General features: G+C 71.1%; 19 protein-coding genes. 1 reads left to right on the top strand and 18 read right to left on the bottom strand.

Translation table 11 applies throughout. The features are described 5' to 3' along the window. Positions 1–528: 528 nt before the first annotated feature. The 18 genes from amrb99_RS29635 to amrb99_RS29550 are packed head-to-tail and all read right to left on the bottom strand — an operon-like array spanning position 529 to position 21,157. Positions 529–2,529 carry a WD40 repeat domain-containing protein gene (locus amrb99_RS29635; RefSeq protein ID WP_190862204.1) on the bottom strand — a complete coding sequence of 667 codons (2,001 nt, stop codon included), beginning with the start codon at positions 2,527–2,529 and terminating at the stop codon, positions 529–531. Between the two features lie 18 nt (positions 2,530–2,547). Continuing rightward, the gene (locus amrb99_RS29630; RefSeq protein WP_190862200.1) at positions 2,548–4,461 is read right to left on the bottom strand and encodes a DUF6519 domain-containing protein; all 1,914 of its coding nucleotides are present in this window, start codon (positions 4,459–4,461) and stop codon (positions 2,548–2,550) included. A 12-nt stretch (positions 4,462–4,473) separates the two neighbouring features. After that, the gene (locus amrb99_RS29625) at positions 4,474–4,992 is read right to left on the bottom strand and encodes a hypothetical protein (RefSeq protein WP_190862197.1); all 519 of its coding nucleotides are present in this window, start codon (positions 4,990–4,992) and stop codon (positions 4,474–4,476) included. Positions 4,993–5,005: 13 nt separating this feature from the next. Further along, positions 5,006–7,522 (bottom strand): phage tail protein, encoded by a 2,517-nt coding sequence (locus amrb99_RS29620; RefSeq protein ID WP_190862194.1) that lies wholly within the window; start codon positions 7,520–7,522, stop codon positions 5,006–5,008. Continuing rightward, on the bottom strand, positions 7,519–9,081 hold the full coding sequence (locus amrb99_RS53365; protein ID WP_190862191.1) for a baseplate J/gp47 family protein: 1,563 nt from the start codon (positions 9,079–9,081) through the stop codon (positions 7,519–7,521). The genes amrb99_RS29620 and amrb99_RS53365 overlap by 4 nt, the downstream gene beginning before the upstream one ends. Further along, positions 9,078–9,443 carry a GPW/gp25 family protein gene (locus amrb99_RS29610; RefSeq protein ID WP_190862189.1) on the bottom strand — a complete coding sequence of 122 codons (366 nt, stop codon included), beginning with the start codon at positions 9,441–9,443 and terminating at the stop codon, positions 9,078–9,080. The genes amrb99_RS53365 and amrb99_RS29610 overlap by 4 nt, the downstream gene beginning before the upstream one ends. Before the next feature lie 10 nt (positions 9,444–9,453). Then, positions 9,454–10,119 carry a phage baseplate assembly protein V gene (locus amrb99_RS29605; protein WP_190862187.1) on the bottom strand — a complete coding sequence of 222 codons (666 nt, stop codon included), beginning with the start codon at positions 10,117–10,119 and terminating at the stop codon, positions 9,454–9,456. A 9-nt stretch (positions 10,120–10,128) separates the two neighbouring features. Beyond that, positions 10,129–11,247 carry a contractile injection system protein, VgrG/Pvc8 family gene (locus amrb99_RS29600; RefSeq protein ID WP_190862185.1) on the bottom strand — a complete coding sequence of 373 codons (1,119 nt, stop codon included), beginning with the start codon at positions 11,245–11,247 and terminating at the stop codon, positions 10,129–10,131. A gap of 2 nt (positions 11,248–11,249) precedes the next feature. Further along, entirely contained in the window at positions 11,250–11,561 is a 312-nt protein-coding gene (locus amrb99_RS29595; RefSeq protein ID WP_190862183.1) for a tail protein X, read from the bottom strand. Continuing rightward, a complete protein-coding gene (locus amrb99_RS29590; protein ID WP_190862181.1) occupies positions 11,561–12,136 on the bottom strand; it encodes a hypothetical protein in 576 nt (191 codons plus the stop codon). Before amrb99_RS29590 ends, amrb99_RS29595 begins: the two co-directional genes overlap by 1 nt. 14 nt (positions 12,137–12,150) lie before the next feature. Next, entirely contained in the window at positions 12,151–14,172 is a 2,022-nt protein-coding gene (locus amrb99_RS29585) for a hypothetical protein (RefSeq protein ID WP_190862179.1), read from the bottom strand. Positions 14,173–14,181: 9 nt separating this feature from the next. Continuing rightward, entirely contained in the window at positions 14,182–14,325 is a 144-nt protein-coding gene (locus amrb99_RS29580) for a hypothetical protein (protein WP_194737304.1), read from the bottom strand. 26 nt (positions 14,326–14,351) lie between these two features. Next, positions 14,352–15,128: a hypothetical protein gene (locus amrb99_RS29575; protein WP_190862177.1), complete on the bottom strand. Its 777-nt coding sequence runs from the start codon at positions 15,126–15,128 to the stop codon at positions 14,352–14,354. Further along, positions 15,125–15,586 (bottom strand): phage tail protein, encoded by a 462-nt coding sequence (locus tag amrb99_RS29570; protein ID WP_190862175.1) that lies wholly within the window; start codon positions 15,584–15,586, stop codon positions 15,125–15,127. The genes amrb99_RS29575 and amrb99_RS29570 overlap by 4 nt, the downstream gene beginning before the upstream one ends. Positions 15,587–15,601: 15 nt before the next feature. Continuing rightward, the gene (locus tag amrb99_RS29565; RefSeq protein ID WP_190862173.1) at positions 15,602–17,974 is read right to left on the bottom strand and encodes a phage tail sheath C-terminal domain-containing protein; all 2,373 of its coding nucleotides are present in this window, start codon (positions 17,972–17,974) and stop codon (positions 15,602–15,604) included. 9 nt (positions 17,975–17,983) lie between these two features. Further along, entirely contained in the window at positions 17,984–19,810 is a 1,827-nt protein-coding gene (locus amrb99_RS29560; protein ID WP_190862170.1) for a phage tail sheath subtilisin-like domain-containing protein, read from the bottom strand. A gap of 1 nt (position 19,811) precedes the next feature. Beyond that, positions 19,812–19,949 carry a hypothetical protein gene (locus tag amrb99_RS29555; RefSeq protein ID WP_190862168.1) on the bottom strand — a complete coding sequence of 46 codons (138 nt, stop codon included), beginning with the start codon at positions 19,947–19,949 and terminating at the stop codon, positions 19,812–19,814. Beyond that, the gene (locus tag amrb99_RS29550) at positions 19,946–21,157 is read right to left on the bottom strand and encodes a hypothetical protein (RefSeq protein WP_190862166.1); all 1,212 of its coding nucleotides are present in this window, start codon (positions 21,155–21,157) and stop codon (positions 19,946–19,948) included. The genes amrb99_RS29555 and amrb99_RS29550 overlap by 4 nt, the downstream gene beginning before the upstream one ends. A gap of 1,131 nt (positions 21,158–22,288) precedes the next feature. On the opposite strand from amrb99_RS29550, the gene amrb99_RS29545 reads away from it, so the two are divergent. Further along, complete coding sequence (locus tag amrb99_RS29545; RefSeq protein WP_190862164.1) at positions 22,289–23,137, top strand: hypothetical protein; 849 nt, start codon at positions 22,289–22,291, stop codon at positions 23,135–23,137. The last annotated feature ends 601 nt before the right edge of the window (positions 23,138–23,738 follow it).

The raw sequence follows: 23,738 nt of genomic DNA, 5'->3' as shown, positions 1-23,738 counted from the left end.
CGTTGCTGGGCTCTGTGTGAGCGTGGTGCGGCCCTTGGGGCAGATTTGGGGCACGGACCTTACCCCACCCCAACTGTGTTCAGCAGAACCCCGCTGCCATAGTTACTCTGAGTGGTCGAACTCCGCAGGCAGACGCCGCCACGCACATCCGCTAGACACGAGCGCGGTGAACACCGCCCGATCGTTCACCGCTGCCGTTCCGCCATCCTGCCGCCGTGGCTTGAACGCCGGTATCAGTGGCTCGGCTAGCTTCCACAACTAATCCCCGCAGCAGCCGCAACGCAAGATCCGATCACACGACCCCGCTCATCCCGCAAAAGATTCGCAACCCCATGAGACAAACTCTGGAGGACGAGTTGGGCGAGCCGCAGCGTGGCGGTTCAGCCGCGTCTTGCGTCGTGATGGGATCAGCACTGCACGTCCTTCGTAGGTGAACGTCTCCTGCCTGCTGACGTCCCGAACCACCACCGAGAAGCAGATCGTCTTAGGCTGTTGCTCTGCCGGGTCTTGTCGTCCAGTGGCGGGCGCTTAGCCGATGTCGGCCACCAGTGCGGTCTTGTCGGCTGAGCCGGTGACGAACCAGGTGGCGTCCGGTGCGAACGCGATCGACCGTACGGCGTCGTCATGCGTGAGCAGCGCGCGTTGACTTCCGGTGGCGGCGTCGTATACCGAGCCGGTTTTGTCGTCGCAGGCCGCGGCCAGCAGGGTGCCGTCGGCGTTGAAGACGATCGGCCGGATCCGGGACCAGTGGCGCGCGGTGGCGCGCAGTGTGCCGGTCGGCAGCGTGAACAGCCGCAGATGGTTGTCCGCTGCGGTGGTCGCCAGCACCGTGCCGGTCGGGCTGACCGCGACCGCGTCCACCGCGACGTGCTGGGGATCGTAGGAGTCGGTCAGGTGTTCCAGCCGCAGCCGCTCTGCGCCCGTGCCGAGGTCGAAGAGTCGGGCGAAGCCGTCGCTGCACGCGGTCGCCAGGGCCGAGGCGTCCGGGGTGAACGACACCGCGGACACCGGCCCGCCGTGGAAGAACTCCGCCTGCCCGCCGCCGGCCTGCGTGGTGAACACCCGGGCGGTGCCGTCGGCGCAGGCGGTGGCGATCAGTTCGCCATCTCGGCTGATCGTCACGTCGTTCACGACGCCACCGTGCACGCGGCGGAAGCGTTGCGTCATGGCGGCGGTGTCGAACACCCGCAAAGTGGCGTCCTCGCTACCGGTGGCCAGCAGCGTGCCGTCCCGGCTGACGACCACGGTGAGTACCGTCCCGTCGTGCGGGAACCGGGCGCGAGGAGTTCCGGTGGCGGCGTCGAACACTCGGGCGGTGTGGTCGTCGCTCGCCGTCGCCACCCACTGGCCGTCCGGCCCGAAGACGACGCTCCGCACCGGACCTTCATGCACGAGTTTGCACCGCTCGGCCCCGGTTCGGGCGTCGAGCACGCGCGCCGTTCCGTCGGCGCCCCCGGTCGCGATCCAACGCCCGTCCGGCGCGGTGGCGACGGCGTTGACCGCCTGGTTGTGCGGCAGCCGCAGCCGCTCCTGATGGGCTGCGGGGTCGAAGATCCGGGCGCGAAACCCCGTCCCGACGGAGACTCGCGAACCGTCCGGGCTGAACATCACCGAAACTGTTGCCCCTCGGTGCATCGTGCACCGCTCGGCCCCGGTCGCGGTGTCGATCACCACCGCTTTGCTGCCCGCGGAGGTGGCCACCCACCGCGAGTCCGGGCTGAACCGTGCGGCGTAGCACTCGTTGTCGTGCTGGTATACGACGCGTTGGGCACCCGTCGCGACGTCGAAAATTCGCACAAGGCCGTTTGCGGCGGCGGTGACGACCCGCGTGCCGGTTCTGTCGAACTGGAGGTCCCAGATCTGGGCCCCTATGTCGGCGGGCTCGATCAGCCGCCGCTTTTGCGTCCCGGTGGCGGCGTCGAGGAGGACCGCGATGCCATTGCCGCCACCCGCGCCCACCAGCCGTTGGTCTGGGCTCCAGTCCGTCACGTTGGCCCAGGTGCCGAGGTCGGCGTCGGCCCGCGGCGTGCCGGTCGACGCGTCAAAGATCGTTACGCCGCCCGTCTGGTGGGGGAGGTGGCGCCCGACCGCGATCCGGGTGCCGTCGGGGCTCCAGGAGAAGTTGATCATCGAAGCCGGGCCCTGGCACCGGACGCGGACGGCGCCCGTGCCAGAGTCGAACACCCGCACCACCGAGTCCGAGACGGCGGCCAGCAACCGGCCGTCCGGGCTCCACTCCACGTCGTAGACCGTCTCGCTGCTCTCCACCTCCCACCGCACCCCACCGGTTGCGGCGTCGAACATCACCACCGAGTTGTTCCCCTGCCAGTCCGCCGCCGTCGCCACCCAGGAGCCGTCCGGGCTGAGCGCAACGGCCTTCGAGCCCCGCAGGGTGCAGCGCGGGCGCCCGGTCGTCGTGTCGAATACCTGGATGGGTGTGACCGCCCACCGGCCGTCCGGGCTGAACAGTATGGCCGGAAAGCCGATCCGATAATCCGCCGAACAGACCTGTCGGGCCAGGTACGTCATGATCATCCCCCAGGTGGACTAAATGGCCGTGAACAGCCGCTTGTAATAGGTGTTGAGGTTTCCGTCGCGGTCGGTGGACCAGAAGATCCAGATCGCGCCGTCCGGCGCGACGAGCGCGTGCGGCGAGCTGTCGTCCCCGACCGCCGCAGTGAGCCTGCGTGCCTCGCCCCACGCGCTGCCGGGCGGCTCGCGCCGCCGACTGGGATCGCGGCGCATCGCGTTCAGGTCGCCGGAGCCGATGCCGCCCTGCGTCCAGAAGATCCAGATCCCGCCGTCGGCGTCCTCCACCGCGCACGGCTGCCGGTCGGTGCCGCTCGTGCCGGGCAGTTGCTGCGCGGTCTCCCACGCGCCGGAGCGGAACCGGTCGGCGTACAGGCCCGCGGTGGTCGACCAGAACGCCCACACCTCGCCGCTCCGGGTGGCGAGCAGGAAGGGCTGCTGGTCGGTGTTGCCCGAGTCCAGCGTGCTCTGGTTGGAGACGGTGCCGGTGGCGGGATCGAACTTCAGCACGTTCAGATCGTTGCCCGCCCTGAACACCGCCCAGATCGTGTTCGCCGGGGTGAGGGCCGCGTGGAACGAGTCCGGCGCGGTGCTCGTGACCGCCGACAGTTCGACCGCCCCCGCCGCGTCGACCCACGCACCGGTACTCAGCCGCCACCGCCGGTACTGCCACTTGTTCACCGTGGCGTTCGAGAGGTGGAAGAAGACGGTGGCCAGGTCTCCGGTGACCACGACGAACGGGGCGGTCTCGGCGGATCCGGCGGTCGCCGCCACCGTGATCTCCGCCGCCGTCGGCAGGGCGGCCGGCGGCGCCTGCTTCATCATGATGTCGGCGTTCGTCCCGCTGCCCGTCTGGTAGGCCACGAGCATGTCGCCGGTCGGCGTCGGCGCGGCGTGCGGAACGAGGTGGGCCGCGCCCGACGTCACCTGGAGGGGCGGCGAGGTGAAGCCGGACTCCACGTTCGCCAGGCTCATCCGGGCGGTGAACACCTGCTCCACGCTCGCGGTCCGGTCGCTGTACCAGAACGCCACGAGCCCGCCCGTGGTGTCGGTGAAGAAGGCCCGATGTATGACGTCGAGCGCCGGGGACGTGTCCAGCGGGGTGTCCGGGGTGGTCGGCAGCTCACCGCGCAGCAACGCGTTGACCGCCCCGCGCAGGCTGATCGGCGGCCTGCTCCGGCCGGCCGCGTAATCCTCGGGGGCGGTGCCGAACACGTCCTCGATCAGCGTGGCGGGCGGGACGAGCAGCCGCCGGCGGCGCAGGTCCGTGACGTCGCCGGGACGGACCGCCGGGTCCCCGGCGCGCCGTGCGATCGCCGCCAGCGACGCGTACGAGTGCCCGGAGACGTAGTCGGGATCGCCCTGGACCGGTGGTGCGGTGCCGGTCCGGGCCCGCACCGCCCATTCACGCTTGATCCGGGCGCAGCTCTCGGTGCCGAGGGCGCCGAGGACCAGGTCGGGGTTCTCGGCCGGGGTGACCAGCCGTTCCCAGACGTCGAGGAAGACCAGCACCGGCCCGGGCCCGCCGGGCAGAGCGGTGATCTTGGGGACGCCGAGCCGGACCGCCTCCGCGTCCGCCGCCGCGCCGTGCGACGCGTGCAGGCGCTGACCGGTGAAGGTGAGGGTCCTCTCGATCATCACGTCGAGACCGTCCACCAGGCAGCGGCCGATCCGGCGCAGCGGGTCCACCGCACCGGTCACCCCGGCCCGGATCTCGAAGTCGTCGGCGGTGCCGGTACCGGCGATCCGGAACCCGTCGTTGCCCTCCGGCACGCCGTCGCCCACGAACCACTTCAGAAACGCCCGCAGCTCGAACTTCGCGATGTCCTCGCGTTCGTTGACATCGGCGTCCACGATCGGCACGCCCTGCTGGAGCCTGACCCGTACGTAGCGCCGCAGCGGGTCGAAGGTGTCGTTCGAGATCACTGCCATGGGGACTCCCGCCTAGAGGACCAGCCAGATGGTGCGCTGGAGCGTGCTCGTCCGATCCCGGGGGATCGCCGGATGGATCACGTAGTCGATCAGTACGGTGGCCCCGTCCAATGCGCCGACCAGGCCGAACTCGCGCAGCGTGGCGTCGGTGTGGTCGGTGTCCGGCCAGTCCGGCACGCCGGGGCCGAGGGTCGCCACGATCTGCAGCTTGTTCGTCGGTGCGGCCGTCACCGTGGAGCCGGTGAGGTAGTCGATCCGCAGCGACGTACGCGGCACGGTGAAGGGGTGCCGGTCGACCAGCGCGGCCTGGCTCGCCGTGACCGGCGGTGGACCCGCGGGCAAGTCCCAGGCCGGGTCGCCCTTGCCGACCTGCAGACCGGTGATGCCCGCGGCCGCGGTGCCGGACCCGTGCAGGAAGCCGGTCAGCAGCCGCCGGCAGTCGGCCACGACCACGTTCTTGCGCACGCGGTCCGCCCAGGTGACTCGGCCGCCGCGGTCCAGCAGCACGTCTCGGTAGTAGCCGGCGATCACCGTGCCTCCAGGCTCAGCTCGGCGGCGGGTACCAGGCCCGCCGCCGCAGGGTGGTGGGGACGGCCGGGTCGGCCGCCACATGACCGAGGGTGTTCGTGAGCAGGAACGACCAGTCGGGCAGCGCCGCCGCGGTGCTGTCGGCCGGCCCGGTGTAGCCCTCGATGAACGGATACACGTCCTGGTAGCGCTCCTCGATGCCGGTGCCGGCCGGGTAGACGCTCTCGGCGTAGACCCGTGGGGCGAAGACGAGCACGGCGCGGACATTGATCGGCAGGAAGCGCTCGAGCAGGGGACGCAGCCGGTCCTCGATCTGCGTGGAGAGCGGCGCCTCGGGCAACAGCGGACTCAGGAACAGGGCGACGGTGCCCCGGGTGTACAGGTCCTCGTCGTCCAGGCGGTCGCCGGCGGACGGCTTGCAGGGCGTGTAGCAGAGCTGGTCGTCCCACTGCCGGCGCCGGCCGATGCGGGCGGCGTCGCCGAGGACGACGGTGGTGCCGCCGGCGAACCGTCGCAGCGTTCCAGTGCCGGGGGGCGGGCTCGCCCGCGCGCCGACGTCGACGCCGCGGTCGCTGCGGAACAGCACCCAGGGCGTTCCGGACGGGGATGTGACCGGGGCCGGGGCCTGATCAGCGGCGGGACCGGTGAGCACCTGCACCGGTTCGGACGGCGCGCCGCCGGTCGCGGCGAGGTCGACCGACCACAGGTCGGCACCGCCGCCGCGGTCGGACCGGAACAGCACCCGCACCCCGCCGGGTGCGGCGATCGGTGCGGGCTCCCGGTCGGCGCAGCGATCCAGCGCGGTGGGGACGCTGGTTACCTGGGTCTCCGCGCTCCAGACACCGGTGGTCAAGTCCAGGGTCCGCCGGACCAGCGTCCGTACGTCCGCCGCTCCGCCGTGCAGGCGCGACCAGACGAGCCAGAGCGAGGCGTCCACCCGGATCGCGGCGGGTTCGCGGTTGCCGCCGCCCTCGGTCGCGAGCGGCTGCGGGGCCTCCCAGCCGCGTCCGGTCCACCGCGCGGCCATCACGGTCCACCGCGTTCCGTCGTGCGCGGACCAGAAGAGCCGCACGTGGGACGGCCCGTCGACCACGGCGTACGGGTCGGCGAGGCGGCCCGGTGGTACCCCCGGCACCTCGCTCGGCGGCGTCCAGTCGAGCCGGTCGCCGGGGTCGCCGGGCGCTGTGACGTCGGCGCCCGTCCAGCCGAGCGCTCCGGCCGCGTCCGAGGCGGCCGTCTCCACCACCAGCCGCCGGTCGCCGCCGGCCGCGGCGGTCGCGAGCATGACGGTGCCGTCTGGCTCCGCGGTCGCGGCAACGCCGGTCAGGCGCCCGTTCAGCACCGCGACGACCTCTGCCGCGGTGGCGTTCGCCGGGTCGGCGAAGTCGGCCGCAGTGAAGATCACGCCCTGCCGGCGGCCGTCGACCCGGACCACCAGCCGCGCGCCCGGCCAGAGCGCGAAGGGTGCCGCGTGGCCGGTGCGCAGTCGGGCCGGGGCCGGTCGGGTACCGGTGGCGAGGGCGAAGCGCAGCCGGGTCGCGCCGGTGTCCGGGGCGTCCAGCCAGGCCAGGAAGATCCGGCCGTCGGGGAGTTCGGCTCCGGCCGGTCCGCCGGCGGGCGAGCCGGTGGGCACCGGGGACGAATCGCCCCAGCCGCCATCGGCGCGGCAGGTCTTGACGCGCACCGTGCGGTCGGCCTCATAGAAGAGGCGGAGGACGCCGCCCGAGCCGGGGAAGGCGCTGAGCCGCCCGCCCGCGGCGCCCTCCAGCGTCACCAGCGCGGGCTCGGCATCCGGATCGGTCAGCGCGAACACATTGAACTGCGGTGCCTGGTTCGCCCGGACGATCGACTGGGCCATTTCGGCCACCCGTACGTCCCAGCCGGTGTAGCGGACCACGATGGCCCGGAGCCCGGGCACGGTGCCGACGCTGCGGTACAGGTGGGGGGCGGCGGTGATCTCGTTGCGCTGCGCCGAGACCGGCAGCGTCCGGTCCGGCTCCCAGCCGAGCCAGCGGGCCAGCGGGCCGAGGAAGTCCGGTGGTGCGCTCTCGGCGTCGTGCAGCGCCCGCAGGCCCTCCGCGGTGCTGCGGGCCAGGTTCAGCGGGGCCGCCGCGGCGGAGATGAAGCGGGCGAGCTGGCCCGGCGCGGGCAGGTCGGCGCGCTGGTAGGCGGCGGGCAGCATGCGGTAGAGCCGGGCCGGGATGTCGTGGTCGGCCGTGGCGAAGGCGCTCGCCCGCGACGCGGCGTCCGCGCGATGCACGGGAGGCGAGGCGTCGTCGCGGGTGAAGACGGTGTAGTAGTGCGTGACCAGCGGCCGGGCGGCCTGGTCGGATACCCGGTCCACCACCGGTCCGTCGTAGACCACATGGCCGTCGTCCGGGGCGAGGGGGAACGTGCGCTCGCGGCGCACCACCCGGACGCCGGTCAGCGGCGGCCGCCCCGCGAACTCGGCCGAGGACGGGTTGCGCCAGGTCAGGTCGATCCGTCCGCCCTCCAGCCAGGGCGTGGCGCGGACGGCCGTCACGGTCCTCACGGCACGCCGCCCTCGATGATCGTGACGATGGGCGGTCGGCCGGACAGGTCGAATCCGGCTGTCGCGGGCGGGTTGTCCCGGTAGCCCGGCCGGGGCAGCTCCTGGGGCGCGAGTTCGATGATCCCGGAAGCCGCCACCTGCGGATGCGCCACGATGTCGGCGGGCAGCGCGGGGTCGCGGCCGAACTTCACCACGGTCAGCGACGCGACCTGCTCCAGGTCCTGAAGCAGGTCGTAGATCCGGCTCAGGAAGATCTTCTGGCCGAAGTCGACCTGCTCGAAGCCGAGGTAGCCGCCGATCGCGTCCTCCACCGCGCGCCGCACCGCCGCCTGGGTGAAGTACGGCTGAGCCCAGATCCGCGCGGCCAGGTAGATGTCGGCTTCGGCCGGGCCGACGACGGTCACCAGCTCGGTGGCCATCCGGTAGCGCTCGAAATGGGCCAGCACATCCCGGCGCAGCGTCTCCGACGGCGCGGCCACCCGGCCCGCCGGGGCCAGGTACAGCCTCACCTCGTTCCAGCTCGCCGAGACCGGCTTGACCTTGCCCACGCCGGGCACGAGCCGGGCGATGTCGGCGTGGTCGTCCAGCGTCACGGCACGGTCCTGGCCGCGGTAGAGCCGGGGCGCCAGCGTACGGGCGCGCTCCAGGTCCTCGGCCTCGGCGCCGCCCGCGGCCGCCGCCGGGTTGGTCGCAGTCCTGATCTCCTGGCCGACCGGGACGAACGCCGTCCCGGCGTCGACGTTGCCGGCCCGGCCGCCGCCGATCCGGTAGCGGGCGGTGATGAGGACGGGACCGGCCGGCCCGGAGGACGGCGGCGCCATCCCGTTGACGCCGTCGCCGAAGCGGATCTCGGCGCCGCCGGAGGCGTCGCGGCGGCTCACGAAGTGCCGGTCCACCGGGGTGCTGGCGGCCAGGCTGGGCACCTCGATCCACTGCGTGGGCCCACCCGGCTCGGTCACCGTGACCGAGATCGAGCCGCGGATCACCGGCCCCTGGCGCAGCCCGAGGAGCTGGTTGGCGCTGCCGTCGGACACCCCGACCGGGTCGTCCACCACCGTCGTGCCCTCGACGACCGGCAGCGGGTGGAAACGGCGCAGCCCGTCGGTGCCGGGCGGGGCCAGCCGGTCGACGATCACCTCGGCGGGCGTCTCGAAGCGAAGCTGCCGGCCGCCGGGCGCGGCGACCGTGAACGCGGTCCCGGCCGGAAGCGTGACGGGCGGGGACACTCCGGCGTCGAACGCGATCTCCAGGTCCGCCGAGGCCGGCATCGGGGGCGCCAGTTCGTAGCCGATCAGCCGTAGGAGCTGGACCAGCGCGTCCGGCTCGTCCGAGGTCTCCGGCAGCAGGTTCGCGGCGATCCGGGTCTGGTAGTAGAGCACGAGGTCGGCGGCGTGCGCGAACAGCTCGATGAGCACCACGCCGAGGTCGCCCTCGCTGTGGTCCGTCCACTCCGGCAGGCGGCGGCGGGCCAGCTCCAGCATCGAGGCGCGCAGCGCCTCGTACCCGACACCGGTGTAGTCGATCGGTGCCTGGCCCGCCGACGGGCTGGCGGCGGTCACGGGAGCTCCAGTTCGAGCCGCCGGATCACGTCCTGCGGTCGGGCCGCGTACTCGATCGCGATGGTCAGCCGGTCCTCGGCCACCGCGACACGGATCGGCGCGGTCAACCGGACCTCGGGCATGTACCGGCTCAGCGCCCGCTCGATGTCGCGGCGCAGCAGGGGTGCGAGGTCCGCCGAAGCCGGGTCCTGGAGCCGCGTGGCCACCGTGGTGCCGTAGTCGCGCAGCATGACGCGTTCCCCCTCCCGGCCGAGCAGCAGGTGTCGCAGATCGGCCTCGACCTTGTCCTGGTCCACTGCGCGGGCCACCCCGCCGGACTCGATCCGGAACGGGAACGCCGGCCCCATCAGCCGGTCGGTCATCGCCGGCCCCTCACGCCAGCACCTGGGAGTTGGTGGTGACGGTCATGACCACCGGGGCGCCGAGGTTGCCGATCCCGGAGTCGCCGACCCGGATCACCGGCGCCGTGCCGGGGCCGAGCTTGACCAGCGAGCCCTTGACCTCGGTCACGCCCGGACCGGCGTCCACGACGATCCCGGACGCGGTGAGCGAGAGCTCGGCGCCGCCCGCGGTCCGCAGCCGGATCCCCGCCTCGTCGACGATGATGCTGTGGCCGCCGGCCCCGTGCCGCAGGGTGATGCCGCTCGCGTCGAGGGTGAGCTCGTGCCCGTGCGCGCCCTCGGCCAGCCGCACCTTCTCGGCGCCCGGGACGTCCTCGAACACCAGCACGTGCCCCGCCGCTGAGCGGACGACGCGGCGGCGCGGCGGGTCGGCCTTGGCGTCGGCAGGCCACTCGCCCGCCACGTACTGCACGCCCGTCCACAACACCAGCCCCGGATCGCCGCCCTCGAACTCGACCCAGACCTTGGCGCCGTTGTCCGGGACGAAGAAGTAGCCGTACGGCAGCGCCGGCCGCGCGGTCATCAGCTCGTCCGGCGGGAACATCGACGGCACGCTGACCTTGACCTGCCCGAGGCCCTCGGCGTCCCGGTTGTCCTTGACGATCCCGGTGTACTTCCCGAAGTACTGTCCTGGCATGGCGGTCCCCTATCGCACGCACTTGAAGTCGGTCCGGTAGCCGCCGCCGTCGACTTTGTGGGTGACCGAGGAGACGTACCACCGGCCGTTGAACCGGTCGTTGACCCCCTGCACGACGACCGCGGACTTGGCGCGCAGCCAGATCGTGCCCGCGGTGCTGCCGGCGGCCGACATGCCGAGCCGCTGGGACTCCAGCGAGTCGTCGGTCGCCTCCAGCTCGCCCTGGTCGGCGACCACCAGGCCGACGGCCGGCCGCCGCGCCGAGAGCTTGCGCTGGAGGTCGCGCTTGCGCGCCACGCCGCGGGCGTACAGCACCCGCAGCCGCTCGCGGTCGGCGGGACCGACCCGCGCGAGCCGCCCCTCGTCCAGTTCCCAGACCACCACCTCGACCGGCTCTTTGGGCGTGGAACCCACCTGCCTGCCCTGCTTGTCGACGTCGGTGATCTCCTTGAGCCGGTCGATGTAGCCGCTGTCGAACGCGGGCGAGAAGCTCACCAGGTTGCTGCCCGGCCCGTCGCGGAAGCGCAGGACGAGCGTGTCGGGTCGGCGCAGCGTCACCACGCGCCGCTCGGGCATGAAGTACAGGACCTCCTGGTCGTTCTCGTCGAGCTCGACGAAGCACTTGGCGTGGTAGGTCTGCGCGAGCTCCTGGAGAAAGGCCAGGTCGGTCTTGCCGTCCTGGCTGATCGGCTTGCTCCTCACCGTCGGGTCGGGGCTGAGCGTCGCCTCCACCCGGGCGAAGCCGTACGGCGCGGCCACCGCCCGGACGATGTCGGTGACGGTGCGGTCGCGCCACACCTTCTTGCGCTCGACCAGGCCCATCTCGATCGACTTGTCCTCGCCCTTGAGCGAGACCGTGGGCACGCCGGTGTCGGGGTAGCCGACCTCCACCTTGGTGATCATGGCCCGGATCAGCAGGGCGTGCTGGCCGGGCTCGGCGTACCCGAGGTCCACCTCGGCCTGGCTGCCCTCGAACAGCCCGTCGGCGTAGACCAGCGCGGGATCGGAGACGGCGATGGTGACGTTGTCGGCCTGCCGGTCGTCCTCCGTCACCGAGACCGAGGTGACCCAGTCGGTGACGTCCTGCCCCTCAAGCCGTACGTTCAGGTACGGCACCCGCACGTCCATCGCTAGAACCCCCTGGCCCGGGTGACGCGGGTGGCGGGGCCGGGCTCGGGCAGGTCGAGCACGTCCCCGGCCGTGACGTCGAGCGGGAAGAGCAGCGGGTTGGCGTCCAGGATCCGCCACCACAGCCCCTCGCTGCCGTAGAACCGGCGGGCCAGCAGGTCCAGGCCTTCCCCCTGGACCACCCGGTGCCGGCGGGTCGCGGCGGCCCGTGGCCGGGTCAGCCGCAGCGCGACCACCCGGCGGGGCGTGCCGTCCGGCGCCGTGACGGTCAGGATCGGCAGGCCCGCGTATCTGGATTCGGGGCTCGGTGGCATCAGCCGCCTCCAGGCAACGGCGCGGTGGGGACGCCCTCGTCCGGCATCCGCTCGACGAGGGTGACGGCGACGTCGGCGCGCAGCGGCGCGAGCCCGGGGGTGAACAGCAACTCGGTGATCCCGACCTCGGTGACCACGCAGTCGATGATCCGGTCGCCGAAGCCGAAGACGCAGTCCGGCGGGGAGGCGAACCCATCACCGGGCCCGTACAGGCCGGTGAACGTGCCGCCTGCGTCCGTCCAAGAGCGGCTGCGCGGCCACACCAGGGCGCGGTACTTGTTCAGCTCCGGGGTGATGCCGCCGTCCTCGCTCCTGCTGATCGGGATGCGGCCGTCGGCCGGTCCGGTACAGAGGCCGTCCACCCGGACGGTGAAGGTGATCGTGCGGTCGCCGCCCTGGGTGTATTGGCGCAGGGGGAGAAGTTGGCCAGGGGCGTTGACCGTGGCGTAGCCGACCGCGCGCCGGTCGCCGAGCTGTGTGGGGTTGTACTGGAACTCGATCACCACGTCGGGGACTCCGGGGTCGGGGATGAGCCCGACCAGGAAGCCGCGGTCCGGCTCGCGCAGGGTGTGCATCGGTCCTCCTCTCCTCAGGCCGGCGCCGGGGCACGGCTGCCGGTGCGGAAGTCCTGCTCGGAGCGGAGCGCGCCGAGCCGTTCCTGGATCGCCCGGACGATCTCGTCGGACAGCAGCGTGGCCGCGTCGGCCTCCAGGCGTTCGGCGTTGATGTTCACGGTGATCCCGCCCTCCACCCGGACGGACTGGTCGGCGGGCGCCGCGGCCGGGGGAGGCGCAGGGGGGCCGGGGGGAAGCGCGGGTCGGCCTGGTGGCTCGGGCGCGCCCGGGGCCGCCGGGGCCTGTGGGCCTGCGGCACCCAGCGTCGGGGGAGCGCCGGGAGCTCCCGGTGGCACGGCGGACTGGGCTCCGGCGGCCTGCTTGGCCCGGCGGTCCTCGTCCTCCTGCCGGCCCTTGGCGACGGCCGCCTCCTGCGCGGCGATTTGACCCTCCAGGCCTCCGGTGACCGGGGTGGGAGTGAAGGCGGCGGCCACGTTGATCTGCGGCACCTCCTTGGGCGGGATCAGGCGGGCCTGCACATCGACCTTGGGCAGCAGGGCCGCCTTGGTCATCCCGGCAGCCTGGCCCGCGGCGCTGGCGGCGAACGCGTTGTACGCCTCCAGCAGCGTGTTGATCAGACCGATGAAGTAGTTCTGTATCGCGGTGCCCGCGGTGACGAACGCGTTGATCAACGCGATGCCGGCATTCTCCGCGGTGGCGGTGATCCAGTCCCAGACCTGCCCCGCGACGGTGCCGATCCCGAGGAGGTACTGCCCGATCTGCTTCGCCTGGACGGCGACGAAGTTGGCCGCGATCAGCACCGCGAGCTTGATCTCGTCCCAGTACGCGATGATCACGACGATGACGCCGATGACACCGAGCATGACCGCGATCACGGCCAGCCAGGGGTTGTCGCGCAGCGCCGCCTTGACCTGGTCCCAGTAGACGATCAGAAGGGCGATCGCGGCGATCAGCGCGACCACGGCGATGACCACGAGGACGATCGGGTTCATCGCCATGACCGCGTTGAACACCGCCTGGGCCGCGGTGGCGATCTGGGTGATCCCGGAGAGGGTCTGGAGCACCTGCCCCGCCTGGCTCACCACCGCGCCGCCGGCGGTGAGCAGGTCCATGTAGTCCTTGGTGGACCTGAGGGGCCTGTCCCACGCCTCGCCCAGCTTGGTCACCGAGTCGTAGAACTGCGGCACCGCCGTCAGCGCCGCGCCGAGGGCGTTGACGCCGGAGGCGACCTGCTCGCCGAGGGACTTGGCGGCGTGCGCCGACGCCTTGGTGCCGGCCTCGTCGAGGGCGGCGGTGACGCTGTCCTCGACCTTCTTCTCGAACGTCTCTCCGGCGTTGTGCAGGTTGGCGCCCAGGGCCGCGTCGTGCGCCGCGTCGGCGAGCTTACCGGCCGGGCCGAACAGCACCTCCATGGCGGGCCGGAAGTCGGGGCTACGGCTGGCCGCCTCCAACGCCTTGGCGGAGATCGGCCCCTTCGCTTCCCAGGTGAATTCGATCGCCGCACCGAACGCGTCCTCGAGCCGGATGCTCTCCACCGCGCGTCTGATCTCCGACTCGGTCGCGCCGAACTTGTCCCGCAGGTGGATGGCCCACTCGGTCAGCCGCGTCTCCAGGAAGGCGGACGACTCCTGGATCGACGCCCCAGAGAACTTCCAGATGTTGCGCACCTGCCCGGTCGCGCCGTTCACCAGGTCCTTGAGCAGTTGCAGGTTCTCCTGCCCCTTGCGGTAGGCCGCGGCGATGGTCGGGAACGCCCGCTCCAGCGAGCCGGTCTTCTCCTCGATGTGGACGTCGATCTCACCCACTCGGCGGGCGACTACGTCCACCACCCGGGAGAATCTGAGCGCCTCACCCTCCGCGGGGGTCATGATGGTCACGATCCGCTCGTTGATGGTGGTGGCGTACCCCCTGGCGCTGTAGTCGAGGGCGTCGCGGACCTGGACGAGCGAGTGCAGGACGTCTCCGGCGGCCATGCCGGAGTCGCGCAGGGCCGTGTGGATCTGGTCCAGCATCGCCACGACCTGCTCCAGGTTCACCGCCCCTCCTCATCTCCGCTTCGCCGCCTCGATCGCGTCCTGCTCGCTTTCGAGCTGCTCGGTCAGTTGCCGCAGGTAGTGCCATCGCTCCTCGGTGGAGAGCCCGAGAATCTCCTCGACTCCCCAGTTCAGGTGGTAGGCCAGGAAGAACACCTCCCGGCGCAGCCTGTCCTCCTCTCCTACGAAGCCGCCAAGAAATTCGACATGTCCAGGGATGCCGTGTACTCGCGGCCGCAGCCGGCGCAGCTCACCGAGCGGCGCAGGTCGATGCCCGGTCCGCCGGTGTTGAGGGCCTGGTCGATCAGGCCTCGGTCCGACAGCGTCATGTCCTTGAAGACGGCCGTGCCGAGGGCCTCCAGCTTCGGGCGAGGCATGTCGCCCATCTCCTTCAGGCAGCGCGCCAGCAGGGCGTTCTTGCCTTGAGAGGGGTTCTCCTTGATGGCGCCGGCCACGCGTTCCTCGTCGAGGCCGGTGGGGTAGCGGAACACCAGGACGTCGTAGCGCTCGCCCAGGCGGTCGACGTACCCGTCCTCCAGCTTCACCGTCACGTCGCCGGGCACCTCGTCGGAGCCGAGCCGGACCACCTCGAGCTCCGAGAGGTCCTCGACGAGGATCGTCGCCTCGCGGCAGGCGCCGCACGAGTAGCTCGCCTTCATCTCGGCGCCGAAGGTGATCTCACGCAGCCGGATCAGCAGGAACTGCCGGTCGGCCGAGTACAGGCCCTGCGCGACCCGGAGGCCCGGCGCGTCGAGCGTGCCCAGCCGGACCAGGCAGTTGCCGAGCAGCTCTGAGATCATCCGCGCGCCGTTGGCCCGGTGCCGGCGATCGGCCAGCACGGCCTCGTCGCGGCCGGTCATCTTGCGCAGCACCGCGGTCCGATGGATCTGCCCGTCGGCGTCCTCGAAGCCGACCGGCAGCTCGAACTCGAACTCGCGCGGGCGGGCGGGCGCGGTCATGACACCCGCTCCAGCCCGTTGTGCTCGATCTCCACCGTCTGCTTGAAGAGGTTGGTCGAGCCGGCCTCCAGATCGGCGAACTTGGAGGACTTGATCCAGCCCTCGTAGAACGCGAACCGGATCACCTCCTGGCCGTTCTCCAACTTGATCACGGCGCCGTTGCGGCGCACCGACGATCCTCCGCTCGGCCCGTTCAGCGCGAACATCTCCTTGAACCAGTCCTGGAACAGCCGGTCGAACGGGCTGCCGTCCATGTTGCGCTCGATCACCAGGGTGTCGAACTTGACGACCCCGCTGGAGATCTTGAGCACCACGGGCGAGCCGCCCACCGGTTGCTCGACGGTGTCGGTGGAGCCCTCGCTGAGCCCGGTCACCTTGGTCACCGGGCAGGCCGTGCCCGCGATCTCCAACAGGAAGCCGTGGGTGCGGTAGGACTCGTTGAACGTCAACTCGGCCACGTCGTCTCTCCTCTCTCACGCCTCGCCGGCGGCCGCGCCGGTGTCCTGCTGGCCGACGGTGACGATGATCGTCTCGGCGGGCCGGACCGGATAGAACAGCACGTCGATCCGGAAGTTGCCCAGCGTCACCTCGGCAGGAGGGTTGTTCTCCTCATCGCACTTGACGGTGAAGGTCTGCCCGGGCGGGTCGGAGCCGAAGGCGCCCTGCCGCCACAGCCCGAGCAGGAACGGGGTCACCACGTTGAGCCGGACCCGGCGCCGCAGGTCGGCCGAGTTCGGCTCCTGCGCCACCCAGCCGAGGCCGTCGCGAAGCGACGCCTTGACGAAGTTGAACAGCCGCCGGACGTTGACGTACAGCCATCGGGTGTCGGTGGACAGCGTCCGCGAGGCGTCCACCACGATCCCCAGACCGGGCACCGCCCGGATCCCGTTCACCCCGCCGTCCTTGACCAGGTCGGTGTGGTCGGCGTCGGTCATGTCGAAGCGGACGCCCAGCGCCGAGGCCAGCCCGGCGTCCGCGCCCGCGGGGGCCTTCCAGACCCCGCGCTCCTCGGCCGTCCGGGCGTACACGCCGAGGACGTGCCCGACCGGGGGGATCCACAGCCGCGGCACGTCGCCGGTGAGGTCGAGCGGGTTGACGACCTCGATCCACGGCGCGTAGAGCGCACCGAAGACCTTCCTGCCGCGCAACGGCGCCGCGTACGCCTTGATCCCCTCCAGGTCGAGGTCGAGCGGCGGCGAGCCCACGTACATCAGGTCGCCGCGCCGCTCGGCATAGCCGAGGCACGCCCCGACCACCCCGGCCGCGGTGGAATCTGGGCAGGCCAGGAGCTGGACGTCCACGGTGTCGAAGGCGTAGAGCCCGGTACGGGCGGCCGGGTCCCCGATGAAGTCGAGCTCGCTCGGCGGCCGGCCGTCGTCGCCCGCCCGGGTGGCGCCGACCTGGAAGACGCCCGGCGCGGGCAGGTCGTCCACCGGCCCCGAGGCGCTGCGCCGGTCGGTCAGCATGACGAACCGTGAACCGGCGGTCTGGTCGTTCACCACGTTGACGGCGTAGTGCGCCGCCTCGTCCTGCATGGACAGCGACTCGAACCGCTCGACCTCGACGCCGCCGCGGCTCACGACCAGGTCGAACTCGGCCGACCGGATCCGGGAGGCGTTCGCCGGAATCCCGGTGGCCGGCAGCGCCTCGTCCCAGGTGACGTACCTCGCCTGCTCGGCCACTGCGGTGAGGGTGCGCCGCTGTGCCGTCCCGGGCACCGGGGTCGAACCGGTCAGGCCGAGCGCGGCGGTCGCGTCCACCCCGCCGGGGGTGACCGCGATCTTGGAGCCCGGCCCGTAGGAGTTCGACATCACGACCAGCCGGCCGGTCGCGTCCAGAGCGGCCGTGCCGGTCGGGAGCTGCTGGTCGACGGCGGCGACGAGGTCCGCGGGTGCCACAGTGTCGAGCCCGTTCGGGAAGTCGGCCGCACGGAAGGCGATCGTCACCGGGGCGTCGCCGTCGACCGCCACGTTGATCGCCGACCCGGCCGGGATGGTCTGGGCGGGCGCCCTGGTGCCGACCACGCGGGCACGGCTCTCGATCAGCACCGCCGAGTCCGCTGACAGGCCCCCGACCGCGGCCACGGCCGCCAGCGTGACGTCGGCGAGGGCGCGGTCGGTGTTGGCGGCTCCGTCGGTGAATCCGAGAACGGCGGCCGCGGACCCGGCGAGCTCCAGCCGCGACGCCGGGCCGGCCGTCGCGCTCGCCAGCAGGACCCGACCGTCCGGGGTGGCCGCGGCCCGCACGCTCAGCGCCTGCCGCGCCACCACGGCGGCCACCTCCGCCGCCGTGCCCGCGCCGGGGTGAGCGAAGTCGGTCGTGCGGAAGGCGACCGGGACGGCCGTGGCGACCCCGTTGACCTTGATGTCCAGCACCTGGCCGTCGCTGAGCGCGAACGGCTCCGTGGCGGCCCCGGCGACCTGGGCGGGCACCGCGACGACCGCCCGGGGATGGTCGGCGATGCGCACCGACAGCGTGTTCCCCCAGGCGCCCGGGTCCTCACGGCCGCGTGCGCCGGCGGTCACCGCGAGCGTGTCCACGCCCTTGCGGTCGGCCAGCATCACCTGGGCGGCGAGAGCGTGCTCCCGATCGACGACGCGCACCGCGTATGCGGCAGCGCCGCCGTTGTCGAAGAATCCGCGCACTGCGTGCGGCCCGTAGGCCCCAGGGACGAACCCCCCGAACGCGGCGGTGTAGTCGCCCATGCTGTGCAGGGCGATGGGCACGTCACGAACCCCGCGCTCGGTGCGCAGCAGGAAGCCCGTGACCGAGACCGGCGCGGACGCGATGGCGGGGGCGGCCGGTCCGTCGGTCTCGACAACGTTGACACCTATGTCGAAGGCCATCGCCGCCCCCTACCTCTCCACGGCGGACCCGCCGCCAGGTTGCTGGCCGACCACGATGACCACGGTCTCGGCGGGCCGTACGGGATAGAAGGAGACGTCCACCCGGAAGTTGCCGAGGTCGACCTCGCTCGGCGGGTTGTTCTCCGCGTCGCACTTGACGGTGAAGGTTTGCTCCGGGGGATCGCCGCCGAACGCCCCCCGCCGCCACAGGCCCATGAGGAACGGCGTGATCAGGTTCGTCCGGACCGACCGGCGCAACTGCTCGGTGTGCGGCTGCTGCGGGACGGACCGGAGCCCGTCCCGCAGCGACGCTTTGACGAAGTTGAACAGCAGCCGGACGCTGACGAACAGCCATAGGGTGTCGGTGGACAGCGTGCGCGACGCCGCCACCACGATCCCGCTGCCGCGCAGCGGCCGGATCCCGTTGACCCCGCTGACCCGCACCAGATCGGTGTGCTGAGCGTCGGTGAACCGCGCGGCGACGTCAAGGGCGCCGCGCACCTGCGCCGCCGTGCCTGCGGGGGCTTTCCAGATACCGCGTTCGACATCGGTCCGCGCATACACCCCCATGACGTGGCCATCGGGTGGTACGAACCGGGTGGACGACGGCGTCGCCGCGACCGGGTCGGCCACTTGGATCCACGGGGCGTAAAGCGCGCCGTACACCTTGCCGCCCTGGAACCGGGAGGCATAGTCGGCGGCCGTCTGGGCGTACTCGTTCTCAGCTTGGGCGTAGTCGGCGGGCGCGCGGGCGACGCTCACCCTGTCCCGGCGTCCGCGGTCGGGCGCCGACCCCACGAAGGTGGCGTCGCCGCGCCCCGCGCAGTAGTCCAGCGCGGCCCGTACGACCTCGTCGCGGGCCGGATCGGCGAGACCGTGCGCGTCGGGCACGGCGATCAGTTGGACCGCGACGGTGTCGAGGGCGGCCAGCCCCGTCCGGGCCGCGGCGTCGCCGATGAGGTCCGCCGCGGCGGGCGCGACGTCGATGCCGCCCTCCAACCCCCGGCCCGCGACGATCGCCGGCAGCCGGTCGCCCACCGGAGCGGACGCGGTCAGGTCGGTGACCACGAGGTACCGCGAACCGCTGAAGGTGTGGTTGAGCCGGCCCGCGATGTAGTCGGCCGAATCCTGCTCCATGCTGAGGTGGCGCCAGGTCTCGACCACGGCGGCGGGTATCGCCGGGTCGGGGTGGTGGCGCACCGTGAGCTGGAACTCGGCCGTGCTCACGGCGGTCGTGGCCGACGGCAGTGCCCCGGGGAGCGCGTCCACCCAGCCGACTGTGCGGGTGACCGGGTCGACCGAGGTCACCCTGCGATACGCGGGGGGCGAGGAGCCGTCGGAGAAGCGCAGCACCGATCCGACGCCGATGCCGGCCAGCGACGCCAGCCGTGCGCTCTTGGCGTTCGCGGCGGTGTCAGCGGCGAGCCTGGTATCGGCCCGCGGATCGTCCGACACGTCGACCAGGAGCCGTTCCCCCCACCCGCCAGGATCCGGACGGCCCCGGTATCCGGCGACGAGGCGTAGCGCCGGAGCGGCCGTTTGCTGCCGGTTGACCAGGGTCAGCGCCGCTGGGACGCTGCCCGCGCTGGCCACCCGGCTGACGTAGGCCGTCCCGCCGCCGTTCCGGAAGAAGCCGTCCAGCACGTAGCCGAGCAGCCCGGCGCCGTCGCCGAACCGATCGCGGAACTGTGCCGGGTTGGTCAGTCGCACCGGCTGGTCGAGCGGCCCGCGCTCGGTCGGCCCGACGAACGCGGCCACCGAGGTCGGCGCCGCGGCGATCGCCGGCACCGCGGTGCCGTCCGACTCGACGACATTCACGCCTACGTTCAAGGACATGTCATGCCGCCCCTTCGGTCGTCACCGTGGGCGGCTCGACGAGGCCGATCAGGTGATCGTCTCGCCGTTCGGCACGAGCAGGCCGCCGTTCACACTGGGCTCCCGCGAGCCCTTCCATCTCGACCGAGTACGTCGTCATGGCCGGTCCACGGTCCCCCCGTCGTCCGCGGTGGAGCTCCCCGGCTGCCCGGCCCGGGATTCGACTCGCGCCACGCACGAGGTCTCGCGCCGGGCCGCCACCTCGGTGCGCGCGCCCACCCGCACGTACACGGGGGCCGGACCTCCCGAGTTCCGTTCCAGCAGCGGCGGCGCCTGAACGATCCACACCGGAGCCGGGGTTCCGTCGATCCACAGAGCGCGGTCGGCCGACAACCGTCGCACCACCGTTCCAACGAGGGCGGCCCGGTCCCGCGTCGCGACCACCTCGACCTGGTAATCGGCCTGGTAGGCGCGGGCAGCTGGGCGGACGCTGCACACCGTGATGGCACCACGTGGCCGGAAGCTGTCACGCTGGTCGACCTGCCACGACCGGGTCGGATCCTCTCGCACATCGAGCGGCGTCAGGACGATGCGCGGCGTCACCGGCTCGTCCGTCACCGGAACCAGGACCGTGACCGTACCGTCGTCCTGCGCGAACGAGCCGGCGAGCGGCCTGGCCAGGGTGAGCGTGGTCCGCCCCGCCGTGCGGTCGGCCACCGCCCTGAGCACATCGTGCACCTCGCTGCCGGCGGTCCCCTCGTCCAGCCGGATCCGGTTGCCCGCCGCGAAACCCAGCGCTCGCACTGGCACTTCGGTGGCTCCGGCGCTTACCGCCGACGCGACCGGCACATTGGTCAACCCGGGCGGCTTCAGCCCGGCGAGCGACTCCCGCAGCGCGTGCTCGACGTCGACCAGCATTTCCTCCCGCACGGCGAGGAGCGGAGTGAGCCGGATGGTGAACGGCGCCGGACCAAGGGGCTCCAGCGCGAACCGCCGAACGGCACTGCGCCGGTCCCCTTCAATGCCGATCCGGCGCTGCTCCCAGCCGCCGGGCGCGTTCACCGGCAGATACCACCGGTGCCGGTCGGCGGGCCCGTCAGCGGCGTCCTGATATGCCAGCGCCACGTAGTAGGGCAGCCGGTCCGACCCGACCGCCGTGCGGTCGGCCTGGACCCACAGCCGCAGTTCGTTGAACTCCGTCAGGTCGAGCGGGACCGAGGGCACGAACTCGGCGGCCCTGGTCGTGCCGCCGTCGTTGCGCAAGCGGCCGACGACGGTCTCGACGCCGAAGAACGGCCACCGCTCCACCGTCATGTGCAGCGCGGGGTCGACCGATGTCCACGGCACCGTCATGTCGTGCACGACCACGCTCGTCACCGACGACCGCCGCTCGGCAACAACTCGTCCACGCGTGCAACCCCTCAGGAAATGGCGGCGGCCATGATCATCTACCTGTGCGGTACTCCCCGCCCCCTGACCTGCATAAACACTCCCTGTCGTCCCATGGGTGCACGCTGGCTTCCAGAACACCGTCGCCGACCACGAACACGAGATCGGGGGATCGGCGTGCGGACCGTGCACCGCGACCCGGACGTGAAGGGGGCGCGCCGCTGCCCAAGCGGTGGATCGCCGGACGTGTCTACGGCACGCTGATGCGACACCGGCGCGTGGTCTGCGGCGACGAACGGTTGCCGGCCACCGCAGAGTCCCGCGTCGACTGGGGGATGACGGTCGACATGACCCGCCGCGTCACCCGCACCTTCACCCCCACCATGCGACCCCGTGGGCCCCGCGCTGGCGGCACGACGAGCCGCTCTGGCGGCACGACGAGCCGCTCTGGCCAGGCCGCTCGACCGTACGTCCCAGCCGAGTTTCGACGCACCTAGAACAACGCGAGGGCGCCGCCCGGCAGAGATCGGCTGCGAGCAGACGTCACCGGGCTGATCGAAAAGCCCCACCACGCCCGACCAGCACACCCGGACCGCCTTGCCCTGACCCGCTGCGCAGCGAGCGGTCGACGCCGGTGCTGCCTGTTACATCAACGAGTTACTTCATAACCGGACCAGGCCTAGCGGACTTGCAGTCCGGGCGCCGGCCACCGCGGCGCCTGCGCTGCGGCGCCATCATTCGCGCGCCCGTCGGCCGCCGGGCGGCCAGCGGGTATGGGATCACGATGCCCACGTCAGGCATCGTGACCAACCACCACTGCTAAGGTCCCGCCCACTTCTCGCAGGCGTTCAGCGAGCTGGAACACATGCCTTCCCCGCTACTGGATGCGGAGACTGGCTCCACAACCCCAACTTGACCAGGGCATCTGATGACTCTCACAAGATCAGAACGTTCTGGGCGGTGCCCGTTTGGTGGAGATGACGTCCTTGAATGGTGCGATTGTCTGTTCAGAGCGTTCCAATACATCATTTTTGTTGTTCGCAGTTGCGGGGCCGTTTTGGTATGCCACTATGGCGCGAGTTGCACTCACTGAGAATCTCACCAAGGGTGGTGGGTGCGATCGAGAGCCGATCTGACGAAGACTTGCCGGGCGGCGAGCCCGCGGTGTCCATCCCTGGCTTCGCACAAGATTCGCGCGAAGCACAGCATCGTGCGATGGTCGCGTTCGACATTGTGGAGTTCGCTCGCAATCAGGATCCCGACGTCCTGCAGCAGATGCGTGAAGCGATGTACCGCATCGTTCAGCATGCCACTGCGGCGGTTCACCTCTCTCGGGTGGAATGCCATCAAGAGGATCGTGGGGACGGGTTCTTCCTGCTCGCCCCGATAGGCTTCGGCGTTCACACCTTGGTAGATCCCTTGATGTCTCTCGTCCGTACCGGGCTGCGCAAGGTCAACAAGACGCTTCATCCGGACAATCAGTTAAGACTGCGTATGGCCGTGCATGAAGGATACGTCTACCGTGACCAGGAGGGGTTCGTCGGGAAGGACCTCAATCATCTTTTCAGGTTGCTGAACGCTCCTGCTTTTCGGGCATCATTCGAGTCCGGTGAACTTGCTCTGATCGTATCCGATGATGTCTATCAGGATGTGGTCAAATGGGGGCCTGGCCTGGTCGAGCCGGCTGAGTTCCAGCAAGTCGTCGTCACCAACAAAGAGACCCGATGCCTCGCCTGGGTGAATCTCCCCTCGCAGCCGGCCGCACGCTCGGCGTCAGGGCAAGTGGCGGGCTCCTCCGTGGGGGACGCTGCTTCAGATCAACCGCTGCAGTTCGGCTCAGAGCCTCATGGAAATTTCAGTGTGTTGGTTCTGCTGGCTGCGCTGCGTGGAAGTCCTCACTATCAACGTGCCCGCCGATGTCCGGTCATGGTGGAGTTCTTGCCCGAGTTGCGAGACTAAGGTCAAGTTGGCGGAGGCTTGCGACCATGTAGCGACGGCCTTAGCACGTGCAAGGACTGCCGCGCCGGGGATCCTGCGGGAGCGGCAGAGTTTAGATGGGCCCTATGAGCGACTACTGAGCGCTACTTCTGTCGTCAGGACTCGAGGTGTTGATAGCGGGAGATCGCAACGGACTTGATCTTCCTTGAGGTGCGCTCTGTCGCGCTCAAGGACCACGTCTGACCTGCGGTGATGGGGGAAGGCCATGTAGTCTGGGCATGATCGGTCGTGTTCACACCGAAGAGGTCACTGGTTCGAACCCAGTATCGCCCACGTTCCCGCAGGTCATAGGTCACTATTAAACGGATAGTGACCTCTTCTGACTGTTCGGGCCTGCCGAAGAGGTCACGCATTCGACGGAGGCTATCTGTGCAGGTCAGCGGCCTATTCACGCTGCCTTGAGGCAGCCGATACGGCCCGTGGGGCAGATCTGGGGCAATGATCTTGACCCAAGCCAAGTGTGGTCACCAAGTCGCAGCAAGTGAAGTCACTCTGCGTGTTCGTTCGACGAGAATCCGCTGCCTCGTCGCTCCTCGGCCTGGAGTGCTGTTGAGCCAACCTT

Source organism: Actinomadura sp. RB99, assembly GCF_014706005.1.
Classification (GTDB): Bacteria; Actinomycetota; Actinomycetes; order Streptosporangiales; family Streptosporangiaceae; genus Spirillospora.
This window is presented reverse-complemented; position numbering and strand designations above follow the sequence as displayed.

Coding starts and splice junctions, on each gene's coding strand:
- amrb99_RS29555 (WP_190862168.1), bottom strand. CDS start 19,949: ATGACGACGTACTCGGTCGAGATGGAAGGGCTCGCGGGAGCCCAGTGT.
- amrb99_RS29575 (WP_190862177.1), bottom strand. CDS start 15,128: ATGACCGCGCCCGCCCGCCCGCGCGAGTTCGAGTTCGAGCTGCCGGTC.
- amrb99_RS29635 (WP_190862204.1), bottom strand. CDS start 2,529: ATGACGTACCTGGCCCGACAGGTCTGTTCGGCGGATTATCGGATCGGC.
- amrb99_RS29565 (WP_190862173.1), bottom strand. CDS start 17,974: ATGGCCTTCGACATAGGTGTCAACGTTGTCGAGACCGACGGACCGGCC.
- amrb99_RS29560 (WP_190862170.1), bottom strand. CDS start 19,810: ATGTCCTTGAACGTAGGCGTGAATGTCGTCGAGTCGGACGGCACCGCG.
- amrb99_RS29595 (WP_190862183.1), bottom strand. CDS start 11,561: ATGCCACCGAGCCCCGAATCCAGATACGCGGGCCTGCCGATCCTGACC.
- amrb99_RS29630 (WP_190862200.1), bottom strand. CDS start 4,461: ATGGCAGTGATCTCGAACGACACCTTCGACCCGCTGCGGCGCTACGTA.
- amrb99_RS29610 (WP_190862189.1), bottom strand. CDS start 9,443: ATGACCGACCGGCTGATGGGGCCGGCGTTCCCGTTCCGGATCGAGTCC.
- amrb99_RS29605 (WP_190862187.1), bottom strand. CDS start 10,119: ATGCCAGGACAGTACTTCGGGAAGTACACCGGGATCGTCAAGGACAAC.
- amrb99_RS29600 (WP_190862185.1), bottom strand. CDS start 11,247: ATGGACGTGCGGGTGCCGTACCTGAACGTACGGCTTGAGGGGCAGGAC.
- amrb99_RS29590 (WP_190862181.1), bottom strand. CDS start 12,136: ATGCACACCCTGCGCGAGCCGGACCGCGGCTTCCTGGTCGGGCTCATC.